The 21,199-nt window shown below is 74.6% G+C and carries 18 protein-coding genes; 9 read left to right on the top strand and 9 right to left on the bottom strand.

Features of this window, described 5'->3' with window-relative positions; translation table 11 throughout:
• The first annotated feature begins 12 nt into the window (after positions 1 to 12).
• Positions 13 to 1,389, top strand: coding sequence for a rhodanese-like domain-containing protein (locus ACGFX4_RS22620; RefSeq protein ID WP_393077251.1), 1,377 nt, complete (start codon positions 13 to 15; stop codon positions 1,387 to 1,389).
• Positions 1,386 to 2,240: a sulfurtransferase gene (locus tag ACGFX4_RS22625; RefSeq protein ID WP_393077254.1), complete on the top strand. Its 855-nt coding sequence runs from the start codon at positions 1,386 to 1,388 to the stop codon at positions 2,238 to 2,240. Before ACGFX4_RS22620 ends, ACGFX4_RS22625 begins: the two co-directional genes overlap by 4 nt.
• A gap of 20 nt (positions 2,241 to 2,260) precedes the next feature.
• On the opposite strand, the gene ACGFX4_RS22630 is transcribed toward ACGFX4_RS22625, so the two are convergent.
• Positions 2,261 to 3,187 (bottom strand): ABC transporter substrate-binding protein, encoded by a 927-nt coding sequence (locus tag ACGFX4_RS22630; RefSeq protein ID WP_393077257.1) that lies wholly within the window; start codon positions 3,185 to 3,187, stop codon positions 2,261 to 2,263.
• A 246-nt stretch (positions 3,188 to 3,433) separates the two neighbouring features.
• On the opposite strand from ACGFX4_RS22630, the gene ACGFX4_RS22635 reads away from it, so the two are divergent.
• Complete coding sequence (locus tag ACGFX4_RS22635; RefSeq protein ID WP_393077260.1) at positions 3,434 to 4,369, top strand: hypothetical protein; 936 nt, start codon at positions 3,434 to 3,436, stop codon at positions 4,367 to 4,369.
• Positions 4,370 to 4,427: 58 nt separating this feature from the next.
• On the opposite strand, the gene ACGFX4_RS22640 is transcribed toward ACGFX4_RS22635, so the two are convergent.
• Positions 4,428 to 6,233, bottom strand: coding sequence for a cellulase family glycosylhydrolase (locus tag ACGFX4_RS22640; RefSeq protein ID WP_393077263.1), 1,806 nt, complete (start codon positions 6,231 to 6,233; stop codon positions 4,428 to 4,430).
• 140 nt (positions 6,234 to 6,373) lie between these two features.
• Entirely contained in the window at positions 6,374 to 7,525 is a 1,152-nt protein-coding gene (locus ACGFX4_RS22645) for a helix-turn-helix domain-containing protein (RefSeq protein ID WP_393077266.1), read from the bottom strand.
• A 291-nt stretch (positions 7,526 to 7,816) separates the two neighbouring features.
• Between ACGFX4_RS22645 and ACGFX4_RS22650 the strand changes: the two genes are divergently transcribed.
• The 3 genes from ACGFX4_RS22650 to ACGFX4_RS22660 all read left to right on the top strand — a co-directional run bounded on the left by ACGFX4_RS22650 (position 7,817) and on the right by ACGFX4_RS22660 (position 10,643).
• Positions 7,817 to 8,764, top strand: a complete 948-nt coding sequence (locus tag ACGFX4_RS22650) for an esterase/lipase family protein (RefSeq protein WP_393077269.1) — start codon at positions 7,817 to 7,819, stop codon at positions 8,762 to 8,764.
• Positions 8,765 to 9,098: 334 nt separating this feature from the next.
• On the top strand, positions 9,099 to 9,806 hold the full coding sequence (locus ACGFX4_RS22655) for a hypothetical protein (RefSeq protein WP_393077272.1): 708 nt from the start codon (positions 9,099 to 9,101) through the stop codon (positions 9,804 to 9,806).
• 72 nt (positions 9,807 to 9,878) lie between these two features.
• The gene (locus ACGFX4_RS22660; RefSeq protein WP_393077274.1) at positions 9,879 to 10,643 is read left to right on the top strand and encodes a hypothetical protein; all 765 of its coding nucleotides are present in this window, start codon (positions 9,879 to 9,881) and stop codon (positions 10,641 to 10,643) included.
• 24 nt (positions 10,644 to 10,667) lie between these two features.
• Here ACGFX4_RS22660 and ACGFX4_RS22665 read toward each other — a convergent pair whose 3' ends face one another.
• The gene (locus ACGFX4_RS22665; protein WP_393077277.1) at positions 10,668 to 11,681 is read right to left on the bottom strand and encodes a 2-dehydropantoate 2-reductase; all 1,014 of its coding nucleotides are present in this window, start codon (positions 11,679 to 11,681) and stop codon (positions 10,668 to 10,670) included.
• A gap of 39 nt (positions 11,682 to 11,720) precedes the next feature.
• On the bottom strand, positions 11,721 to 12,539 hold the full coding sequence (locus ACGFX4_RS22670) for a class II aldolase/adducin family protein (RefSeq protein WP_393077280.1): 819 nt from the start codon (positions 12,537 to 12,539) through the stop codon (positions 11,721 to 11,723).
• 146 nt (positions 12,540 to 12,685) lie between these two features.
• Between ACGFX4_RS22670 and ACGFX4_RS22675 the strand changes: the two genes are divergently transcribed.
• Together ACGFX4_RS22675 and ACGFX4_RS22680 are read left to right on the top strand one after the other, a co-directional pair.
• A complete protein-coding gene (locus tag ACGFX4_RS22675) occupies positions 12,686 to 13,342 on the top strand; it encodes a TetR/AcrR family transcriptional regulator (RefSeq protein ID WP_393077283.1) in 657 nt (218 codons plus the stop codon).
• 142 nt (positions 13,343 to 13,484) lie between these two features.
• Positions 13,485 to 14,606 (top strand): TIGR03364 family FAD-dependent oxidoreductase, encoded by a 1,122-nt coding sequence (locus ACGFX4_RS22680; protein ID WP_393077286.1) that lies wholly within the window; start codon positions 13,485 to 13,487, stop codon positions 14,604 to 14,606.
• A 20-nt stretch (positions 14,607 to 14,626) separates the two neighbouring features.
• Here ACGFX4_RS22680 and ACGFX4_RS22685 read toward each other — a convergent pair whose 3' ends face one another.
• Positions 14,627 to 15,505, bottom strand: coding sequence for an NAD-dependent protein deacetylase (locus ACGFX4_RS22685; RefSeq protein WP_393077289.1), 879 nt, complete (start codon positions 15,503 to 15,505; stop codon positions 14,627 to 14,629).
• Between the two features lie 110 nt (positions 15,506 to 15,615).
• Between ACGFX4_RS22685 and ACGFX4_RS22690 the strand changes: the two genes are divergently transcribed.
• A complete protein-coding gene (locus ACGFX4_RS22690; RefSeq protein ID WP_393077291.1) occupies positions 15,616 to 16,029 on the top strand; it encodes a hypothetical protein in 414 nt (137 codons plus the stop codon).
• Positions 16,030 to 16,057: 28 nt separating this feature from the next.
• Here ACGFX4_RS22690 and ACGFX4_RS22695 read toward each other — a convergent pair whose 3' ends face one another.
• The 3 genes from ACGFX4_RS22695 to ACGFX4_RS22705 all read right to left on the bottom strand — a co-directional run bounded on the left by ACGFX4_RS22695 (position 16,058) and on the right by ACGFX4_RS22705 (position 21,097).
• Positions 16,058 to 17,455, bottom strand: coding sequence for a VWA domain-containing protein (locus tag ACGFX4_RS22695; protein ID WP_393077294.1), 1,398 nt, complete (start codon positions 17,453 to 17,455; stop codon positions 16,058 to 16,060).
• Positions 17,452 to 18,315: an AAA family ATPase gene (locus ACGFX4_RS22700; protein WP_393077445.1), complete on the bottom strand. Its 864-nt coding sequence runs from the start codon at positions 18,313 to 18,315 to the stop codon at positions 17,452 to 17,454. Before ACGFX4_RS22700 ends, ACGFX4_RS22695 begins: the two co-directional genes overlap by 4 nt.
• An 82-nt stretch (positions 18,316 to 18,397) precedes the next feature.
• A complete protein-coding gene (locus ACGFX4_RS22705; protein WP_393077296.1) occupies positions 18,398 to 21,097 on the bottom strand; it encodes a LuxR C-terminal-related transcriptional regulator in 2,700 nt (899 codons plus the stop codon).
• Between the last annotated feature and the right edge of the window lie 102 nt (positions 21,098 to 21,199).

Raw genomic sequence — 21,199 nt, forward strand, 5'->3', positions numbered from 1 at the left:
GGGTGAGCGCGGGTGGACGGGATCGGCTACGAGGCGATCGTCACCGCCGGGCTGGGCGACTCCAGCTACCTGCTGGTGAGCGGTGACGAGGCGGCGTACGTGGATCCGCAGCGGGACTGCTGGCCGGTGCTGGAGGCGTGCCGGCGGCGCGGGGTGCGGGTGCGGTACGTGCTGGAGACGCACGTGCACAACGACTACCTCTCGGGGGCACTGGAGGTGCGGGAGGCGACCGGGGCGACGGTGGCGGGGCCGGCGGCGGCCGGGTACGGGTTCGCCCACCTGCCGCTGGTGGAGGACGACGAGGTCACGGTCGGCGACGCGGTGGTCCGCGCGCTGGAGACGCCCGGGCACACGGCCGAGCACACCGCGTACCTGGTGCACCACCGGGAGCGGCCGCAGGACGGGCCCGAGGCGGTGTTCACCGGCGGCAGCCTGCTGGTCGGCGCCTCCGGCCGGACCGACCTGCTCGGCCCGGACCGCACCGAGGAGCTGACCCGGGCCCAGTACCGCTCGCTGCGGCGGCTGGCCGCGCTGCCGGACGCCACCCGGGTGCTGCCCACCCACGGCGCCGGCAGCTCCTGTGCGACCGCCGCGGAGCCGGGGGCCCGGACCAGTACGGTCGGCGCGCAGCGGCTCGGCAACCCCGGGCTGCTGGCCGCCGACGAGGCGGAGTTCCTGGCCGGGCGGCTGCGCGGACTGCCGCCGGTGCCCGGCTACTACCGGCACATGGCGCCGATCAACCGGGCCGGGCCGCCGGTGCTCGGGCACCCGCCGGTGCTGCCGCCGCTGACGCCCGGCGAGGCGGAGCACCTGGCGCTGCACGGCGCGACCGTGGTGGACGCCCGCGACCGCCGCGAGTACGCCGCCGCGCACCTGCCGGGCGCGCTGGGCCACGAGCTGGACGACGCGTTCGGCGCGGTGGTCGGGGAGATCGTCCCGTTCGGCACCGACCTGGTGCTGGTGCTGCCGGAGCCGGCGGCCGAGGCGGCCGCCGAGGCCGTCCGGCAGCTGCTGCGGATCGGCTACCGGGCGCTCGGCCGGCTCGCGGGCGGGGTCGAGGCGTGGGCGGCGACCGGACGGCCGGTGGCGTCCTTCGCGACCGCCGACGTACGGGAGTTGGCCGCGCGCGGGCCCGGCGCGGTGACCGTGCTGGACGTCCGCACCCGGCCGGAGCCGCCGGTGCCCGGCGCGCGGGCCGTCCAGCTCGGACAACTCACTTCCCGGGCAGGGGATTTCACGGGCGAGGTGTGGACGGTGTGCGGCCGGGGGCGGCGGGCCGCCGTCGCCGCCGGACTGCTCGCGCGGGCGGGCGTGCCGGTGACCGCCGTGGTGAGCGGCGGCGCGGCCGATCTGATCGGAGCGGGGGAGGAGAGGAGGACCGGGCGATGAGCGGCAACGGTTACGCGCACCCGGAACGGCTGGTCTCCACCGAGTGGTTGGCCGCCCACCTGACGGACGGCACCGTTCGCATCGTCGACGTCGACGAGGACACCGCCGCGTACGACCGGGGCCACGTCCCCGGCGCGGTCGGCTGGAACTGGGCCACCGACCTGCACAGCCCCGTCGGCCGGGACTACCTCGACCGGGAGGCGCTCGGCCGGCTGCTGTCCGCCGCCGGGGTCGAGGAGGACACCACCGTGGTGCTGTACGGCGGCAACAACAACTGGTTCGCCGCGTACGCGTACTGGATCCTGCGACTGCGCGGCTTCGAGGCGGTGAAACTGCTCGACGGCGGCCGCAAGAAATGGGAGTTGGAGGGCCGTGAACTCACCCACGAGGTGATGGACTACCAGCACACCGGCTACACCGTCGACGGCCGCGAACGGCCCGAGATCCGGGCGCTGCGCTACGAGATGCTCGCCCGCACCGGCGGCGAACTCGGCCTGGTGGACGTCCGCTCGCCCGAGGAGTACCGCGGCGAGCGGCTCGCCCCGCCGCACCTGCCGCAGGAACAGGCCCAGGTCCCCGGCCACATCCCCGGCGCGGTCAACATCCCCTGGTCGCAGGCGGCCAACGACGACGGCACCTTCAAGTCCGCCGCCGAGCTGCGCGCCCTGTACGGGGACGCGGGCATCGACGGCGGACGTGAGGTGGTCGCGTACTGCAGGATCGGCGAACGCTCCGCGCACACCTGGTTCGCACTCACCGAGCTGCTGGGCTACGGCAACGTGAAGAACTACGACGGCTCGTGGACCGAGTACGGCTCACTCGTCGGCGCACCGGTGGCGCTCGGCGCCTGAACCGCTTTTCGGACTGCGGGCTACAGACCGCCGTTGACCACGGCGCTGGTCACCGCGCCGCGCTGGACGCCCCACTTGGTGAGGATCCGGTCGTAGTCGCCGTTGCGGATCAGCTGGTCCAGGGTGTGGGCCAGCACGTCCCGCAGCTCGGTGTCGCGCTTGTTGAGCGTGATGCCGTACGGGCTGGACTGCCCGTACGCGCCGACCATGGCGAACCGGCCGCCGCGCTCCGGGGCGGTGTTGTACACCGCGACCGGGTAGTCGTTCAGGTCGGCGGCGGCGGTGCCGGCGGAGACCTCGGCCTGGGCCAGCGCGTCGGTCTCCAGCTCGTGGAGCTTCATCGGCTTGTCGACCTTCAGGCAGGCGTTGATCTGCCGCCGGCCCACCTCGGCCTGGATGGTGCCGCGCTGCACGGCCACCGTCCGGCCGCACAGGCTGTCCAGGGAGGAGATGTTCAGCGGGTTGCCGTTGCGGACCAGGATCGACGTCCCCGTCATGAAGTAGTCGATGAAGTCCACCCCGGGGTCGACCTGCTGGTGGTTGTCGTCGGTGCCCTCCTGGCGGCGCCGGGTGTCGATCACCGCGGACATCGCCAGGTCGATCTTCTTCTGCTGGACGGCCGGGATCACCTGGTCGAAGGGCATGTTCACGAACTCGATCTTCAGGCCCAGGTAGTTGCCGACCGCCGCCGCGAGGTCCGGGTCCAGACCGGCCCAGGGCGCGTCCGGGGTCCTGAAGTCGACCGGCGGGTAGTTGAGGTCGGAACCGATCCGCAGCACACCGGCGGCACGCACCGGCTGCGGGACGCGGGCCCGCAGCTCGGCCGCCGTCCGGTCGGCCGGACTGGTCGGCGCCGAGCAGGCACCCAGCAGCAGCGAACCGGTGCCGGCCGCCGCCATGGCGCGGAACGGGAAGGAAAGGGGGAACGGGATGAGGGTAGGGCGCATCGCACTCTTCTTGCGTGGAGGGAAGGAGAGAGCACCGCCGGGGGTCTGCCGGGGTTCGCAGCCGGACCGCGTCGCGTGCCCTGTGGCCGCTGCGGGATGGGCGCGGCCTGTCGACGTGGTCCGCCACCGGGGGCGGAAGCCCCCATCCTCGCACCCTGCCCCCGCGGATCACCCGCCGGGGGACTGCTAGCATGCGGCACCGCTCGCTCCGCATACGGCGGAGCCGCGGTCCGCCTGGGGGATTCCGTGTACCGTCCTGCCCGCCGTGCCGTCGCGCTCGCCGCGGCCGCCCTGCTGCTCCTGCTCCTGCCGGGGTCGGCCTCGGCCGCGGGCAACGGCTCGATCAGCACCACGATGACCGGGGTGCCCGGCTCGCTGCCGGTCGGCGGGAGCTTCACGGTGACGATGACCGTCCGGTCGACCTCCCAGTACCGGATCAACGTGACGGGCTTCTACCTGAGCATGTGGAACTTCGCCCAGCAGGGCGGGACGCAGGACACCGGCATCACCGTGCTGTGGAACGACCCGGCGACCGGAGCCTGGCGGTCCTCGGACCACGTCGAGGGCAACGGCGGCTGGTCGCTCAACGAGCGGGAGCGGGTGCTGTTCATCGAGCCGCACGGCTCCATGACCGTCCGGGCCACCGTGACGTTCGGCCCCGACGCGGCACGCGGGACCGTGCACGTGCTGGGCAACGGCGTCATCAGCTACTCGCTGATGAACGGCCCGCAGTACGTCTACGGCACGCTCGACAGCATCGGGAGCAGCCCGACGGCCACCTTCCGTTACGGGGGCGGAGCCGCCGCGCCCGCGCCGACCACCCGCTCGGCCGCGCCGAAGGCCACGGCCTCGCGCTCCGCCGCCGCGGTGCCGTCCGCGTCGCGCGCGGCGGCGTCCCCGAGCACCGCTTCGCCGTCCGCCGAGGCGTCGCCGTCGCCGAGCCCTTCGCCGAGCCCTTCGACGACCGCCCAGGTGTCGCCGTCGCCGTCCGCGTCGGCCGAGGCGTCCGTCCCCGCCGTGTCGGCCGTGCGGACGGTTGCCGACCCGGTGGGGTCGTCGGGAGGGCTCCGGTGGCCGCTGCTCGGCGGGCTGGTGGCGCTGGTGGGTGCCGGCGGCGCGGTGGTCGCGGTGCTGGTGGCCCGGGCGCGCCGGAGCCGGGAGGCCGGGGCCGGGAACGCGTGAGCGGTGTGCGGCAGCTCCGGGGAGGGGCTGCCGCACACCGCGGGTGGGGGGGAGTGGGTCAGAGCGCGGTGCAGACCGCGGTCGCGGTCGCCGGGGCGCCGGCGTCGGAGCGCGAGGCCTGGACGCCGAAGCTGGTGCTCGCCGCGGGCGCCAGCGCGCCGTTGTAGGACAGGTTGGTCGCGGTGATGCTCTGGCCGCTGCGGGCGATCGTGGCGCTCCACGAGCCGGTGACGGTCAGGGAGGTCGGCCAGTTCCAGGTGACCTGCCAGCCGGTGGTGGGCCGGGTGCCGGTGTTGGTGACGGTGACCGTCGCGGTCAGGCCGCTGCCCCAGTCGTTCAGCCCGATGGTGGCGGTGCAGCCGCTGCCGGTGCCGCCGCCGGAGGTGGCGGTGGTCGCGGTGACGCCGGCGGAGGCGGCGGAGACGTTCCCGGCCGCGTCCCGGGCCCGGACGGTGTAGGCGTACGCGGTGGCGGGGGTCAGGCCGGTGTCGGTGTACGCGGTGCCGGTGACGGTGGCGACCTTGGTGGTACCGCGGTAGACCTCGTAGCCGGTGACGCCGGTGTTGTCGGTGGCGGCCGTCCAGGAGAGCGAGACGCTGCTGCTGGTGGTGGAGGTGACGGCCAGGCCGGTGGGCGCGGTGGGTGCCTGGGTGTCGCCGCCGCCTCCGGTGGAGCTGCCGAAGCCGGGGGCCTTGATCGAGGCCAGGTAGCCGTCCTTGACGGTGTTGACGCTGGTCCAGTCGTCGTTCAGGATGCCGCCGGTGTCACCGGAGTTGGGGTTCCAGGACCAGAAGGTCCAGTGGAAGGCGTCGGCACCGCTGGTGGCGGTCGGCCGCAGGTACTGGACCAGGGCCTTGAGCCAGGTCTGGTCGGTGGTGGACTGCAGCGTGGTGCCGAACTCGCCGAGCCAGACCGGGGCGATGTTCTGGTTGTACAGGTAGCCCCAGTTCTTGTCCCAGATGCCGGGCATGTTGGCGGGGAAGGACGGGTCGGAGAACCAGCTCTGCTGCGCGACGCTGGTGGCGTAGTCGTGCGCCGAGTACACCACCCGGTTGGCGACGCTGAGTTGGACCGGGTACTGGCCGGCGCCCTGCAGGTTGCCGCCCCACCAGTACGAGCTGCCGTTGAAGGTCTGCACGCCCTCGACGAAGACCAGCAGCTTCGGGTTGCCGGCCAGGACCGCCTCGCCGCCGCGCTGCGCGGCCAGCCGCCAGTCGGTCGCCTGGTCGCCGCAGCCCCAGCAGGCCGGGTCGTGCGGCTCGTTGTGCAGGTCGATGCCGATCACGGCCGGGTTGCCGTTGTACCGGCCGGCGATCGACCGGAGGTTGGCGAGCCAGGTGGACTCGGGCACCGAGGCGGTGTACCAGAGCGCGGACTGCCCGCCCGAGTCGGGGCGGTGGCGGTCGAGGATCACCTTGAGGCCGGTGCTGCCCGCGTAGTTGACGATCCGGTCCATCACACCGAGCGAGTTGAGGCCCACCAGGTCGGCGTTCATGCCGCCGGAGGTGTTGAGGCTGGCCGGGGTGGTGCCCTTGAAGATGTCGTCGCTGTAGGGCAGCCGGATGGTGTTGTAGCCGAGCGACTTCATCTGGTCGATCATCGACTTGTAGTCGCGGCTCCACAGGCCGTGGGCCACGTAGTTGGCGGTCTCGAAGCCGAACCAGTTGATACCGGCGATCCGGACGGGCTGGTTGGCCTCGTCCAGGATCTGCCGGCCGTTGGTGTGCCAGTACCCGGTGCCGGGCGCGGCGGCGGCCTGGGCGGGGGCGGCCGTGACGGGGGAGGCGAGCACGGCGAGCGCCGCGGCGAAGGCCGCGGTGCCCGCACCGAGCCGGCGCAGGCGACGGCGCAGCTGGATGCGCATGGTTCCGGTCCTCTCTGGACGTGTGGGGGGTCGTCCGGGAGCGCTCCCACACCATGACTGCGGAAGCCGTCAATATAAAGCCAGAGAGCAGAGGGTCCGTCAATACTTCTGGGAGCGCTCCCACATGAGAGGCCCGGACATCAGGGGGCCGCGCGGAGCGCGATCTCCAGCTCGAAACGGGCGTCCGGCGAGGTGAGGGCGGGCCCGAACAGCTCCTGCACCCGGTGCAGCCGCCGGCGCGCGGTCTGCGGATGGATGCCCAGCCGGGCGGCGACCTCCGGCGCGGTGCCGTGCTCGGTGCGCAGCCACGCGGAGAGGGTGGCGGCGAGGCGCTCGCGCTGCTTGGCGGTCAGCCCGGCCAGCGGGGCCAGCCGGTGCTCGGCGATCAGCCGGACCAGCGCCGGGTCGGCGAGCAGCAGCAGGTCGGGCAGCCGGTCGCGGCAGTCGACCGGCTGCTGCGGCGGGAGCGGCAGCCGGGCGCGGACCAGGCGCGCCCAGCGCAGCGAGTCGGCGGCCTGGTGCAGCGGGACGGCCGGGCCGACCACCGCGCCGCGCCCGGCCAGCGCCTGCACCACCCGGAGGTCGTCCAGGTACAACTCCGGTTCGGGGACCAGCAGGTGGGGCTCGGGCTGGTCGAGGGCGGCGAGCACCGGGTCGGGCAGCCGCTCGCCGCGCGGGCGTTCGGCGGTGGGGGCGTCCAGGGCGACGCAGGCGACCCGCCGGGGCAGCGGCCAGTCGGCGGCGGTCGCGGCCTGCTCGATCTCCTCCGCGGAGGCGCCGGCCAGCAGCAGGGCCAGCAGCCGGTGCCGGGAGCGCCCGAGCGCCCCGGCCCGGTCGGCCCGCGCCTCGACGTAGCCCTGCACGCTGGCGGCGGCGATCTCGTCGATGTGCGCGAACACCGCCTCGGCCAGGGTGGCCAGTTGCTCGGAGTTCAGCCCGCGGCGCCGGGCCACCCGGGCGTACCGGCGCCAGGCCACCCGGGCGCCGATCCGGTACGCGGCCTGCAGCGCGTCCAGGCTGCGGCCCTCGGCGAGCTCGCCGCGGCCGAGCGAGCGGTACACCCGCAGCCGGGCCGGATCGGGCTGGGCGGTGCCCTCGACCAGGTCGCCGAACTCGGCCAGCGCGGTCTCCACACCGTGCTGTATTCCCGTCCCGAATTTCCCCGCGAGCGGCCGGGAGAATTCCGGAACGGCCGCCCGGATCTCGCGGATGATCTCGGCTGCGAGGGTCTTCTGCTCGGGTCTGAGTTCCGCCGCGAAATTCCGCGGAAGGTTGCCCCAGGGGCCGGTCAAGTCGACTCCTTCGGGTGGGTGGCGGGTGGGTGGCCGGTTGGAGTATGGAGCTGATGTTACCGACGGGTCAATAGGTCTGACGTGACGTTGTGCGGCACTGGGAGGGGGGATGCGGTGCAAAGTGCTCAGGGTCGTGACAGGTTTCGGGCGGGGGCGGGGAAATTGCGTGCACCCGCGGTCGTACTTCTTTCGGACCCGCGGCGGGTCTGTTGACGACCCGGTGGGGCGCTCCTAGTTTCGTGGCCGGTCCGGATGTCAGGGAATTCCGGCGACGCGGAAGTTGGTGCGGAAATGAGAGCGAAGAGAACGCGGATGGCGGCGGCGACGGCACTCGTCGCGGCGGCCGGTCTGCTGGCGACGGGCGCCCAGCCCGCCGCGGCGGCGGGCGGGTACCAGGTCGAGACGCACTTCTCGACCGGCTTCCTGACCGGCTTCCTGGCCCCCGAGCAGTCGCCGCCGGGCGCCAACGACTGGTCCTGCCGGCCGAGCGCCGCGCACCCCGCGCCGGTGGTGCTGGTGCACGGCACGCTGGAGAACATGAACGACAACTGGCGGGGAGCCGCGCCGCTGCTGGCGAACGCCGGGTACTGCGTCTACGCGTTCAACTACGGCGGCCCGGCGGCCTGGTCGCCGATCCAGGGCACCGGGGCGATCGAGGGCGGCGCGGCCGTGCTGGCCGGCTTCGTGGACCGGGTGCTGGCCGCCACCGGCGCGGCCGAGGTCGACCTGGTCGGCCACTCGCAGGGCGGCATGCTGCCGCGGTACTACCTGAAGAACCTGGGCGGCGCCGCCAAGGTCGGCAAGCTGGTCGGCCTGGCGCCCAGCAACCAGGGCACCACGCTCGACGGCATCACCGAACTCGCCCGCCAGCTGCACATCCTGGCGCCCGCCAACGACTTCCTGAGCGGGCCCTGCAAGGCCTGCGTGCAGCAGGAGATCGGCTCGGACTTCATCACCGCGCTCAACGCGGGCGGGCAGACCGTCCCCGGCGTCGAGTACACCGTGATCGCCACCAGGTTCGACGAGGTGGTCACCCCGTACACCAACGCCTTCCTGCCGGAGGGGCCGCACGTCACCAACATCACCGTGCAGCAGCAGTGCGCGCTGGACGCCACCGACCACCTCGAGATCGCCTACGACCCGATCGCGCTGACCGACGTGCTGAACGCGCTGGACCCGGCCCACCCGCGGCCGATCCCCTGCCAGGTGGTGCTGCCGGTCACCGGCCCGCTGCTCTGACCCTGCCCGAGCCTCCCCGCGAACCCGCCACCGCCCTGCGTGCCTCTCCCGCGCCGGGCGGTGGTGATTTCCGTTTTCGGCCGCCGCCAATCGCCCGGGTGCCGAGGTTCACCTGATCGGGTGCAGGCGGGAGTCCGGGGCGGCACCCGCGGTGCCGGGCGATCTACTGTTCCGCACGGGCGCAGAAAGTCTGACCGGTCGTCAGTCCGACTGCCTCGAAAACGCTCGTGGCCGTAACCAGGCGGCGCTGACGGCAGTTGAGGGTGCGTCAGTTGGATCTTGGATCCGGTGGGGTGCGCCCTCCGGTCGACACCAGGAAGGGCCGTCCCGCCCCATGCAGCCCAGGATCAGACTCTCCGCCCGGACAGCCGGTGCGCTCGCCGGTGCGGCCGCGATCTGCGGCGTGCTGTCCGGCGCGGCCGCCGCGCCCGCGAGCGACCGCGGGCACGGACACGTCCACGTCTGCGTCGACGTCGGGGTGGACACCACGGTGGTGGCGGGCGGCGTCTCGGTGCACGTCGGCAACGGGGTGTCGGTCGGCGTCGGAGGCGGCGTCGGGATCGGGCAGGGACAGCCGAGCCACCCGGACCACCCGCCGCACCCCACCCACCCGGCGCACCCGAGCCATCCGCCGCACCCGACCCACCCCTGCCCGAAGCCGACGCCGACACCCGAGCCGACGCCTTCGCCGAAGCCGACACCCACGGCCGCGCCGAAGCCCACGCCGACCCCGACGCCCACCCTGGTGCCGCCGGTCGTCCCCCGGCCGGTGGTGACCCCGACGCCGACCCCGAGCCGGCCCGCACCGCCGCCCTCGCGCAGCGCCGCCGCGGTGCCGCCGCCCCCGCCGAGCTCCGCGCCGCCCAGCCCGCGGCCGGTCGCCCTGCGCTACCCGCCGCCGCCCCCGCGCGCCGAACCGCCGCGCCGCCGCACGCTCCCGACCACCACCACGATGGCGGTCGTCACGGTGCCCGCGGTGCTCGCGGCCGCCGCGCTCAAGCCGCGCGGCCGGGCCGGAGGCATGGGCCGCGGCCGGTCCTGACCCGGTCCCCGCGCCCGACGGCGCGGGGAAACGTTCTACCAACCCTTCAGTGAAGATCGAACAGGAGACGCCATGTCCGAGTGGCTGGCGCTCGCCATCGCGATGTCCGCGGCCTGCGCCGTGGTCATCGCGGTGGTGGTGCTCAGGCAGCGACGGGTACCCGAGGACGACGACCCGTCGGAGACGCCGGATGTCATCGAGTACATCACGATGATGATCGGCGTCATCTACGCGATCGTCCTCGGCCTCGCCATCGCCGGTGTGTGGGAGGGCCGGGCCGCGGCGCAGGACGACACCCTGCACGAGGCCCAGACGCTGCGCGAGGTCAGCCAGCGGGTCCAGGTGTTCCCGGCCGACTACCGGGACCAGGTCCGCAAGGACGTCGACGCGTACGTCTCGTACGTGGTCGACACCGAGTGGCAGTACATGCGCGACCACGGCTCGATCGCGCCGGAGGGCACCGCGCTGCTGGCCAAGCTGCGGACCGACGTCGCCGAGCGGGCGCCGCAGAACGACCTGGAGGCGCAGGCGTACCAGCCGATGCTCGACCGGATCGCCGCCGCCGACGAGGCCCGCAACGCGCGCGGCCAGAGCACCGGGCCGACCATGCCCGGCCTGGTGTGGTTCGGACTGATCACCGGCGCGGTGGTGACCGTCGGCATGGTGTTCACGCTGCAGATCCGCCGCTCGGCGCGGGAGCTGTTCCTGGCGGGCGCGTTCGCCGCGCTGATCGCCTTCCTGCTGTTCCTGATCTGGGACTTCGACGACCCCTTCGGCCGGGGCGTCTCGGTGACCACCCAGCCGTTCGAGGACCTGTTCCCCGACCTGTTCACCTGACGGGCCCTACCGCCCGCCGCCCGGTCAGGCGTCGAGCGCCGCCAGGAGTTCGGGGCCGCCCCAGTCGCGGCGGCCCCCGGACTCGGCGGCGCGGACCAGTTCGGCCAGCCGCGCGTTGGCGGGCGCGGGCAGCCGGTGGCGCTCGGCGAGGGCGGTGATCTCGCCCTGGAGGCTGCCGATCTCGGTGGGCCGGGACCGCTCCAGGTCCTCCCACATCGAGGAGCGGGCCTGCGCGTCGATCCGCAGGCTCGCCCCCGCCAGCCGCCGGAACAGCCCGTCCGGCAGGCCCAGGACGGCCGGCATCAGGCGCGACGGGACGGGCCCGAGCCGGGCCGGGACGATCCGCTCCGCGGCGAAGACGGTCAGCGCCTCGCGCTGGCAGCGGGCCAGGCACTCCCGGTAGGCGCGCTGCCCGAGCTGCTCGCGCAGCGGGAGCCCGGACAGTGCGTTGACCGCGTTGTTGAGGTTCATCAGCAGCTTCGCCGCCTGCACGCCCGGCATGTCGGAGCGCAGCTCCAGGCCGAGCCCGGCCCGCGCGGCGGTGGCGGCGAGGTCGGCCGCCCCGGGCCCGTCCTCGACCATCAGCCGGCCCGCGCTTCCCTGGTGGTAGCCCGCGACCCCGCTGCGGACCACGTTGTACGGCACCATCCCGGCGAGCACCGTACGGCCGGGCAGCTCGCCGCGGAGCAGCTCCGGGTTGTGCAGCCCGTTCTGGAAGCTGACCACGACCGTCTCCGGGCCGGTGGCGTCGGCGAGCTGGCGGCCGGCGGCGGCCGTGTCGGCGGACTTCACCGCGACCAGCACGTAATCGGCCCCCGCGGCGGCCGCCGGGTCGGTGGCCAGGCGCAGGTCGCGGACGGTGCGCCGGGCGCCGCCCGGGCCGGTCAGGGTGAGCCCGTCCCGTTCGATCGCGGCCATCGCGGCCGGGCGGCCGATCAGCGTGACCTCGGCGGCGGAGACGAGCAGGCCGCCGAGGTGGCAGCCGATCGAGCCGGCGCCGAGGACGGCGATCCGGGGGCGGCGGGCGGTGTCCGGCACGGGTACGTCCTCGGGGCTCGGCGTTGCGTGGGGGAGGGGTCAGTCGAACAGGTCGGGGTCGGAGGCGGTGATCTGGTCCCACAGCGGTCGGGCCTGGAACCAGCCGGCCAGCGAGCTGCCGAGCTGACCGCGGGTGATCAGCGCGGTCTCCCGGTCTATCAGCTTCGGGGTGCCCGCCGCCATCGCCAGCAGCTGCGCCTGGCAGGAGCGCTCCATGGTGACGAACCACCAGACCGCCTCGGCGACCGACTGCCCGACCGTGAGCAGGCCGTGGTTCTGCAGGATCACCGCCTTGTGCGGGCCCAGCGCCTGGGCGATCCGCTTGCCCTCCTCGATCTCGTTGACCACGCCCCGGTAGTCGCTGTACACGGCGTGGTCCTCGAAGAAGGCGCAGGCGTCCTGGGTGATCGGGTCGAGCGGGATGCCGAGGCTGGAGAAGGCCTTGCCGTGCAGCGAGTGGGAGTGCGCGGCGGCGATCGCGTCCGGGCGGGCGGCGTGCACCTGCGAGTGGATGACGAAGGCCGCCTTGTTCACCGGGCGGTTGCCGTGCACCAGGGTGCCCTCGTGGTCGACCAGGATCAGGTCGGAGGCCTTGATCTGGTGGAAGCTCATGCCGAACGGGTTCACCCAGAACCGGTCCGGGTGCTCCGGGTCGCGCACCGTGATGTGGCCGGCGACCCCCTCGGAGAAGCCGAAGCGGCCGAACAGCCGGAATCCGGCCGCCAGTTGCTCCTTGCGGTACTGGCGCTCGGCCGCCACGTCCTCGAAGGTCGGCGGCAGCGGGATGGTCACGCCGGCGGGGACCGGGCCGATGGCGGCGGAGAGGGCTTCGGGAGTGCTCACTTCGGGAGTGCTCATGGGGGCTCCAGAGTCCTGCGGGGGGTGGGGGCTGGCCCGAGGGTGGGACGGGCCAAAAGATACACGCGCGTATCGGATACGTCGATGCATCCGATCGGATCCGGGGCGGTATCGTGAATCGATCACCGCACGAGGAGGGCCCGCCCATGCCCAAGGGAGAGACCAAGCGCCGCCCGCGCACCCGCGCCGCGCTGCTCGACGCCGCCCTGGAGACCTTCGCCGAGCTGGGCTTCCGCGCCGCCACCATCGAGCAGATCTGCGAGCGGGCCGGGTACACCCGGGGCGCCTTCTACTCCAACTTCAGCAGCAAGGAAGAGCTGTTCCTGGCGCTGTTCGACCAGCACAGCGAGCGGATCGTCGGCCGGATCCGGGAGCGGATCGACGCCGTGGCGGACGGGGCGCTGACCCTGGACGGCGTCGCCGAGGTGCTCGCCGAGGTCGAGCCCGCCGAGCGCGCCTGGTACCTGGTCACCATGGAGTTCACCCTGCACGCGATCCGTGACCCGCAGGCCGCCTGGGTGCTCGCCCGGCACGACGCCCGGCTGCGCGCCGAGATCGCCCGCGGCCTCACCGAGTACCTGGCCCGGGCCGGGCGCACCCTCACCGCCGACCCCGACGAGGTGGCCCGGCTGCTGATCGCCCTGCGCGAGGGCGCGCTCGCCCAGGCGTACGTGGAGCCCGAGCAGTTGCCGCCAGGGCGCCTGGAGCGGCAGTTCCTGGCCCCGCTGCTGGCCGCGCTCAGCACGGAGCGGCCGCACCTCGGCGTGGAGGCGCCGCACCTCGGCACGGAGCGGCCTCTCTGAGGGGCGGTGGTGTTCACCGGTTGTTCACGGGCCGTCTCTCGGCGGGGTGCGGGTGGTGATCATAGATTCTCCGCGTAGGCCCAGTTGTCCATACAACTTGGACGGCTCGGGCGCGGAGAACCCGGAACGGAGACCCCAGCACATGCCCTCCCCGCTCGGCTCGGCGGACGTCGTCGTCATCGGCGCCGGCATCGTCGGCCTCGCCCACGCCCACGAAGCCCTGGAGCGAGGCCTCACGGTCGCCGTGGTGGAACGCGGCGACCGTGCCACCGGCGCCTCCGTCCGCAACTTCGGCCACGCCTGCGGCACCGCCCAGGACGGCGACGCCCTGCGCTACGCCCGCAACGCCCGCGCCACCTGGGCCCACCTCGCCGACAAGGCGGGCTTCTGGTACGGCCGCACCGGCACCGTGATGGTCGCCCGCGCCGAGGACGAACTCGCCGTCCTGCGCGAGTTCGCCGAGCTGCGCGGCGACGAGGTCCGCCCGCTCACCGCCGGACAGGTCGCCGAACGGATCCCCGTCGGCGCCGGCGTCCTCGGCGGCGCCTTCCTCCCCGACGACCTGCGGGTCGACCCGCGCGCCGCCGCCCACGCCATCGCCCGCCACCTCGCCGAGCGCGGCGCCACCTTCCACTGGACCACCAGCGCCCACGCGATCGAGCCGGGCGCCGTCCACACCAGCCGCGGCACCCTCACCGCCCGCACGATCGTCCTCGCCACCGGCCACGACGTCGACCGGCACTACCCGGAGCTCGCCGCGCAGTTCGGCGTCCGGCGCTGCGCGCTGCGGATGCTGCGGGTCGACGCCCCCGGCGGCGCCACCGTCGAACCCGCCGTACAGACCGGCTACTCGCTGCTGCGCTACAGCGGCTACGAGGCCTGCCCGAGCCTGCCCGCCGTCCGGGCGCGCCTCACCGCCGAACGGCCCGACCTGATCGGGATCGGCCTCAACCTGATGTACACCCAGCGCCCCGACGGCACCCTCACCATCGGCGACACCCACGCGTACGGCACCACCCTCGACCCGTTCGAGGACGAGGCGCTGGACGCCGCCGTGCTCGCCGAGACCGCCGAGCTGCTCGGCGTCGACGGCCTCACCGTGCGCGAGCGCTGGCGCGGCGTGTACGCCTCCGCGCCGGAGCCGTTCCTGATCGCCGAGCCCGCCGAGGGCGTCCGGGTCGTCTCGGTCACCTCCGGCATCGGCATGACCACCGCGTTCGGCCTGGCGCCCGAGGTGCTGGACGGGCTCGGGTACGCGCGCTGAGCGGCGCCGCCCGTCGGCCGTCAGCCCTTGAGGCGGGCGGCGAGGGCGGTCAGGGTCGGGCCGAGCGGGAGGTCGACCGTGGCGGTGGCCAGCGCGTCGCCGCGGGTCGGACCCTGGTTGACGATCACCACCGGCTTGCCGGCCTTGGCGGCGTACCGGACGAAGCGCAGGCCCGACATCACGGTCAGCGAGGAGCCCAGCACCAGCAGGCCGGACGCCGCGTCCACCAGCCGGTAGCAGTGCTCGACCCGGGGCTTGGGCACGTTCTCGCCGAAGAACACCACGTCCGGCTTGAGGACGCCGCCGCACTCCTCGCACGGCGCCACCCGGAAGCCGGCCACCAGCTCGTCCGGCAGCTCCACGTCGCCGTCCGGGTTCACCCGGACACCCTCCGCCCGGCCGAGCGTGCCGTTCAGGTCGTGCAGGCGCGCGTCCAGCCGCTCCCGGGTGGAGGTGCGCCCGCAGCCCAGGCAGAGCACCCGGTCCAGGCCGCCGTGCAGCTCGACCGCGTCGGCGGTGCCGGCTGCCCGGTGCAGGCCGTCCACGTTCTGGGTGATCACCGCGGAGACGTGGCCCGCGCGGCGCAGCGCCTCCACCGCGTGGTGGCCCGCGTTCGGGCGGGCGCCGGTGATCGTCCGCCAGCCGACGTGGCTGCGCGCCCAGTACCGGCGGCGGGCCTCCTCGCCCGCGGTGAACTCCTGGAACGTCATCGGCCGGTGCCGGCGGTGCCGGCCGGTCGCACCCCGGTAGTCGGGGATCCCCGACTCGGTGGACAGGCCCGCGCCGCTCAGCACCGCGACACCGCGCGCGGCGAGCAGCCCGGCGATGTCCTCCGGGCCGCCGGGGCGGGCGGCCGGACCGCCGTCCACCGGACTGTCGAGCATCGGACGTACGCGCATGCGCCCAGGGTAGTCCGGCCGGGTCGTCCGGACGGAGCAGTGCAGCGTGTCCCGGCGGGCACCGGCGCGGTTGTACGGCACGTCGATCGTGAGCCTTCGGGGAATCGGGAGTGTCCGTGCGTCGTGGTGCAGCAGTACTGGCCCTTGTCCTCTGCGCGGCCCTGCCCGGAGCCGCCGCGGCGGGCACCGGCCGGGGAGTGGTGCAGGAGCAGAGCATCTACCTGCACGCGACCGCGGGCGACGGCTCCAGCGACGGCGTCGCCGACCTCACCGTCACCAAGGAGAACAACGGCTACCGGCTGCGCGGCTACATCGAGGCGGTCTCCGGCTGCGTCGAGCTGAGGGCCGTCAACATGCACCTCGGCTCCTACCTGGGCGGCGACGTGGTGAAGAAGACCTGCGAGCAGAACGTCCACGCCCGGATCAACTCCTGGACCCACCACACCGACGTCGTGCTCAGCGCCGTCGTCCCGCACGGCCCCGACTGGGACTCCTCGATCGTCACCCTCACCGGCCGCCCGTGAGCCGCCGCCGCGGGGCGGCCCCGGAAGGTCAGACGGGGAGGAGGCGGGAGGCGAGGGCGGTGAGCTGGCGGGCGTTGCGGCAGGGGTGCATGGGGGCGACCTGGGCGTAGGCCAGGGCCGCGGAGTCGCCGGAGCCCCACTGGGACGGGGGCTCGGGGTTGAGCCAGTGGACGCGGCGCGCGGCGGCGGCGATCCGGCGCAGGGCGTCGGTGCCGGGGTCGAAGCCGTTGGTGCGGGCGTCGCCGAGGATCAGGACCGCGGTACGGGGGCCGACCGCGGCCAGGTGCTCGTCGGCGAACTGGCGGAGCGCCGCGCCGTAGTCGCTGCTGCCGTGGTAGCCCGCCACCTTCGCCTCGGTGAGGACGCGGTGGGCCAGGCCGACGGGCGCGGTACTCGGACCGGTGAGCAGGTGGGTGACCTCCGCGGTGCGGTTGACGAAGGCGAACACCCGGACCCGGCCGAACTGTTCGCCGATCGCCCGGACCAGCAGCATGGTGAAGTCCGAGAACCCCGCCACCGAGCCGGAGACGTCGCACAGCAGCACCAACTCCGGTTTGCCCGGCCGCCGTTGCCGGTAGGCGGGCCGCAGCGGCACTCCGCCGGTGGACAGCGAGCGGCGCAGCGTCCGCCGCAGATCGAGCTGTCCGCGCGCCGCCCGGCGCCGGCGGGCAGCCAGCCGGGTGGCCAGTTTGCGGGCCAACGGCTGTACGGTGCGCCGCAGTTCGGCGAGCTGCTCGCGACCCGCGGTGAGGAAGTCGAGCTGGTCGACGGTGGGCGCGACCGCGCGGGCGGCAATTCGCTCGGTACCGCGCAGCTCGGCCACCCGGCGGCGTGCCTCGGTGCCGACCTGGGCGCGGAACTCGCGGATCCGGCGCCGCACTTCGTCCGCCTCCAGGCGGTCGGTGAAGGCGGTGCCGGCGCTGCCCGTCCCGGCGCTGTCCCGGCCCAGGCCGGCGAGGACCCGGGCCAGCAGCGTCTCCGGCTGGAGGCGGCCGAGCGCCTGGTACGCCGAGAAGCCGTCCGAGCCCGGGGCCGAACCGTAGCGGCCCAGCGCGTCCACCGCCTCGCCGGCCAGCCGGGCGAGCGCGGCGCGGTCCCCGCTCGCCAGCGCCTCGGCCAGGCGGGCGCGCAGCTCCTCGACGTCCGGCGCGGTCGCCTGCCCGCGGGCGGCTTCCGGTCGGCCCACCCCGAGCGGGAAGAACAGGTCGAACACCGGGTCGAAGACGGCCCGTTGGGCCGAGGAGCGGAGGACGGCGGCGGCCAGCCCCTCGCGCAGCCGCTCGCGGTCGGCGAAGCCCAGCACCTCGGCGACCGCCGCCGCGTCCACGGTCTCGGCCGGCCCGATCGGGATGCCGTGCCCGCGCAACGCCCGGACCAGGCCGGTCAGTCGGGCCGCCGGGTCGCTCGTGCCGGTCGCGCCGGTCATGCCAGGGTGAGCTTCTCGGCGGCGCGCACGATGTCCTCCTGGTGCTTGAGGACTACGCCCAGGCTCGCCTGGACCACGTCCTCGTCCAGCCGGTCGGCGCCGAGGGCGAGCAGGGTGCGCGCCCAGTCGACGGTCTCGGCGACCGACGGCGCCTTGCGCAGATCCATCGCCCGCAGCGCGTTCACCACCCGGACCAGCGAGGCGGCCAGCGCCGCGTCCAGTCCGGGCACCCGCAGGCGGACGATCCGCTCCTCCAACTCCGCCTCCGGGAAGCCCAGGTGGAGGAAGAGGCAGCGGCGGCGCAGCGCCTCCGACAGCTCGCGGGTCGCGTTCGAGGTGAGCAGCACGAACGGGCGCCGCGCGGCCCGGATCGTCCCCAGCTCCGGGACGGTCACCTGGAAGTCGCCCAGGACCTCCAGGAGCAGCGCCTCCACCTCCAGGTCCGCCTTGTCCGTCTCGTCCACCAGCAGGACCGTCGGCCCGTCGTTCCGGATCGCCGTCAGCAGCGGGCGCGGCAGCAGGAACTCCTCGCCGAACACGTCCGTCCGGGCCGCGTCCCAGCCGCCGTCACGGCCCGCGGTGATCCGCAGCAACTGCTTGGCGTGGTTCCACTCGTACAGCGCCCGGGACTCGTCGATGCCCTCGTAGCACTGCAGGCGGACCAGCCGCGCGTCCGCCACCGCCGCGACCGCCTTGGCGAGCTCCGTCTTGCCGACCCCCGCCGGGCCCTCCACCAGCAGCGGCTTGCCGAGGCGGTCCGCCAGGAAGACGGTGGTGGCCACCGCCTGCGAGGCCAGATAGCCCGCCCCGGCCAGCCGCTCGACCACCTCGTCCACCGAGCCGAAGAAGCCCGTGTGCAGCTCGCCCATCCCGGCCGACCCCCGTTCGCGCAGTACCGTCCCGCGCCACCCTACTCGTCGGTCACATAGCGGGGGAGAGGTGTCAGAGCACGGCGGCCGGAAGCAGGATGCCCGGCAGCTCGGTGCGGTTGGAGATGCCGAGCTTGCGGTAGATCCGCGCCAGGTGGTTGTCGACCGTCCGGGTCGACAGGACGCACTCCGCGGCGATCTCCCGACTCGTCCGGCCCCGCGCCGCCATCAGCGCGATCTCCCGCTCACGGGAACTCAGCGGATCCGCACCCGGCAGCGGCGTCAGACCCGGCGTCGCGGCACCCTCGCACCCCGCCGCCAGATCCTGCGAACGCTGCGCCGCCCGCGCCGACCTGGCCCGGTGCCCCGCCGCCTGCCAGGCGAGCGCCGCCGCCGCGAACCCCTCCGCCGCCCGCAGGTCCGCACCCAGCCCGGCGAGCCGCTCCGCCGCCGCCTCCAACGCGTCCGCGCGGCCCGCGCCCGCCGCCAGCGCCAGCTCCGCGCGGGCCGCCGCGTACGGGCCCTGCATCCGGGCCGCCGCCGCCGCGAGCGCGTCCGCCTCCTCGACCACACCCCAGCGCACCAGGTCGTCCAGCATCGCGACCGCCGCCGTCACCTCGCCGTCCGCGAGCGCGTGCCCCGCGGCGGACCGCAACAGCGCCGCGGCCGTCGGCAGACTGCCGGCACACAGCGTCGCCCACGCCTGCGCGCGGACCGTGTCCCAGGCGCGGACCGGCGCGTCCGGCCCGGCCGGGCCGTCCAGCTCCGCCGCCTCCGGGGCTACCTGCCCCAGATGGGCCGCCGCCAGCACCGCGCCCGCGAGCGCACGCCGCTCCACGAACGGCTGGCGGCGCAACCGCGCCTGCGCGCGGGCCTCACGGAAATGCGCCAGCGCGGACGCCGGACGGCCCCGCTCCAGGGCGATCCGGCCCAGCGCCCACGGGAACCACGCGGTCAGCGCCGGAACGGGCGAACGCAACATCGCCGCCTGGCCCTCCCGGGCCGCCGCCTCGCCCTCCGGCAGCCGGCCCGCCTCCAACAGGGCCACCGCGAGGAGGTAGAGGTTGCGGGCCGGGTAGTAGACGGCAGAACGGTCGGCGAGGCGCCGGTGGGCGGCGTAGGCGGCGCGGCAGGTCTCCACCGCGTCCGCGACGCGGCCGGAGGCCATCTCGACGCGCAGGCGGGCCTGGAGTTCGAGGACGCTCCCCTGCGACCCGCCTCCGGCGGGGAGCTTGGTGACGGCCGCCGGACCGCTCCCGCCTGTGGCGGGCCGGTCTGCGGATGGTGCGGCGGCGGGGTGGTGGGTGAGGGTCCGCTGGGCTTCGGCGGTGCGGCCGGCGGCGGTGAGGAGGGTGGCTTCGCAGGCGGTGAGGGCGGGGTGGGGGCCGATGCGGGTGGTGGCTTCGGTGAGGACGGCCATGGCGTCGGCGGGGTGTTCGACGCCGTAGAAGAGGGTGGTGGCGAGGGTGACGGCGGCGGCCGCGACGTCGGTCTCGGTGCGGGCGGCGGCGAAGGCGTCGCGCAGGACGGGCAGGGCTTCGGCGAAGTCGCCCTGCTGGCCGAGGGCTTCGCCGAGCATCAGGCCGGCGGCGACGTTCGGCCCGTGGAGGAGGGCGGCGCGGGCGAGGCGGCACATGGTGGGGACGTCGTCGCTGCGCAGGGCCTGCCCGGCGGCGCGGACCAGCAGGTCGGGGCAGGCGGTGCCGGTGGCGTCGAGGTCCCAGCAGGCGAGGGCGAGTTCGTCGCCGCCGCGGCGGGCGCCGTGGGCGCGGACCCGGGAGGCCTGCCCGAGCAGCAGGGTGCGGGCGCGGACGAGGGTGGTGCGGGCACGGAGCAGGGGTGCGTGCCAGGCGTGGGCGAGGGCGGCGTGGGTGCGGCGGTCGTCGGTCCAGACGGTGAGCAGGTCGAGTTCCTCGAGGTCGGCGAGGGCGTCGGCGGTGGCGTGGTGGAGGGCGTCGTCGAGGCCGACGGGGCCGCAGTGGGCGAGGAGTTCGAGGACGGTGCGCTGTTCGCGGGGCAGGCCGCGGAGCAGGTCGGGGACGAGGCCGTCGACGGTGAGCTGGTCGAGGGAGCCGTCGAGGCACCAGATGCCGCGGATGTCGCGCAGGGTGCCGGCGGTGACGGCGGTGCGCAGCAACTCGCGGAGCAGGAGCGGGTTTCCGCCCCCGGCGGTGTCGAAGGCGGCCCGGGCGGGTGCGGCGACGGGTCCGCCGAGTGCGGCGTGCAGCAGTTCGCCGGTCTCCTGCGGGCCGAACGGGTCGAGCGGGACGTGTCGCAGGGTGTCCTGCCGCCACCAGGTGCGCAGGATCTCGGGCAGGTCGGTCTCGGCGGGCAGGGTGGCGGTGAGGAAGAGTCCGGCCTGTTCGGCGAGCAGCCCGAGCAGGGAGAGCGAGGTGGGGTCGAGCCGGTGGGCGTCGTCGACGAGGACGACCGGGCGCGGTCCGCCGCCGGTGACCTTCCGGGCGACCTCGCGGAACAGTTCGACCGGGTCGTCGGCGTGCTGCGGCGGCAGGAGCGGTGCCAGGGCGAGCAGCGGGACCGCGGCCGCCGCCTCGGTGGCTCTGATCCGCCAACATCGGTGTCCGGCCTGCTCGGCGGCGAGCAGGAACTCCTCACCGGTGCGGCTCTTCCCGGCGCCGGGCGGTCCGGTGACGACCGCCGCCCGTACGGTCGGTCGGCGCAACGCCGAGCGCAGGGCGGAGAGTTCGGCGCGGCGCCCGACGAAGGGCAGGCCGGACAGGGACATGGGCAGGCGTCGGTACGCGGCAGTCATCGTTTACCCCCCGGTTCGGATGCGGTGCCGCAGGCCATTGTCGCAGCGTCGGGGCTGAATCGAACCGATGGGTTCCGGTCGTGTCGCGCCGGGGTGAGTAGC

Source organism: Kitasatospora sp. NPDC048365 (assembly GCF_043200835.1).
GTDB classification, from domain to species: domain Bacteria; phylum Actinomycetota; class Actinomycetes; order Streptomycetales; family Streptomycetaceae; genus Kitasatospora; species Kitasatospora terrestris.

Excerpts from the sequence above, each read along its gene's own strand:
- ACGFX4_RS22625 (WP_393077254.1), top strand. The coding sequence starts at position 1,386 with ATGAGCGGCAACGGTTACGCGCACCCGGAACGGCTGGTCTCCACCGAG.
- ACGFX4_RS22630 (WP_393077257.1), bottom strand. The coding sequence starts at position 3,187 with ATGCGCCCTACCCTCATCCCGTTCCCCCTTTCCTTCCCGTTCCGCGCC.
- ACGFX4_RS22640 (WP_393077263.1), bottom strand. The coding sequence starts at position 6,233 with ATGCGCATCCAGCTGCGCCGTCGCCTGCGCCGGCTCGGTGCGGGCACC.
- ACGFX4_RS22650 (WP_393077269.1), top strand. The coding sequence starts at position 7,817 with ATGAGAGCGAAGAGAACGCGGATGGCGGCGGCGACGGCACTCGTCGCG.
- ACGFX4_RS22655 (WP_393077272.1), top strand. The coding sequence starts at position 9,099 with ATGCAGCCCAGGATCAGACTCTCCGCCCGGACAGCCGGTGCGCTCGCC.
- ACGFX4_RS22660 (WP_393077274.1), top strand. The coding sequence starts at position 9,879 with ATGTCCGAGTGGCTGGCGCTCGCCATCGCGATGTCCGCGGCCTGCGCC.
- ACGFX4_RS22670 (WP_393077280.1), bottom strand. The coding sequence starts at position 12,539 with ATGAGCACTCCCGAAGTGAGCACTCCCGAAGCCCTCTCCGCCGCCATC.
- ACGFX4_RS22675 (WP_393077283.1), top strand. The coding sequence starts at position 12,686 with ATGCCCAAGGGAGAGACCAAGCGCCGCCCGCGCACCCGCGCCGCGCTG.
- ACGFX4_RS22680 (WP_393077286.1), top strand. The coding sequence starts at position 13,485 with ATGCCCTCCCCGCTCGGCTCGGCGGACGTCGTCGTCATCGGCGCCGGC.
- ACGFX4_RS22685 (WP_393077289.1), bottom strand. The coding sequence starts at position 15,505 with ATGCGCGTACGTCCGATGCTCGACAGTCCGGTGGACGGCGGTCCGGCC.
- ACGFX4_RS22695 (WP_393077294.1), bottom strand. The coding sequence starts at position 17,455 with ATGACCGGCGCGACCGGCACGAGCGACCCGGCGGCCCGACTGACCGGC.
- ACGFX4_RS22705 (WP_393077296.1), bottom strand. The coding sequence starts at position 21,097 with ATGACTGCCGCGTACCGACGCCTGCCCATGTCCCTGTCCGGCCTGCCC.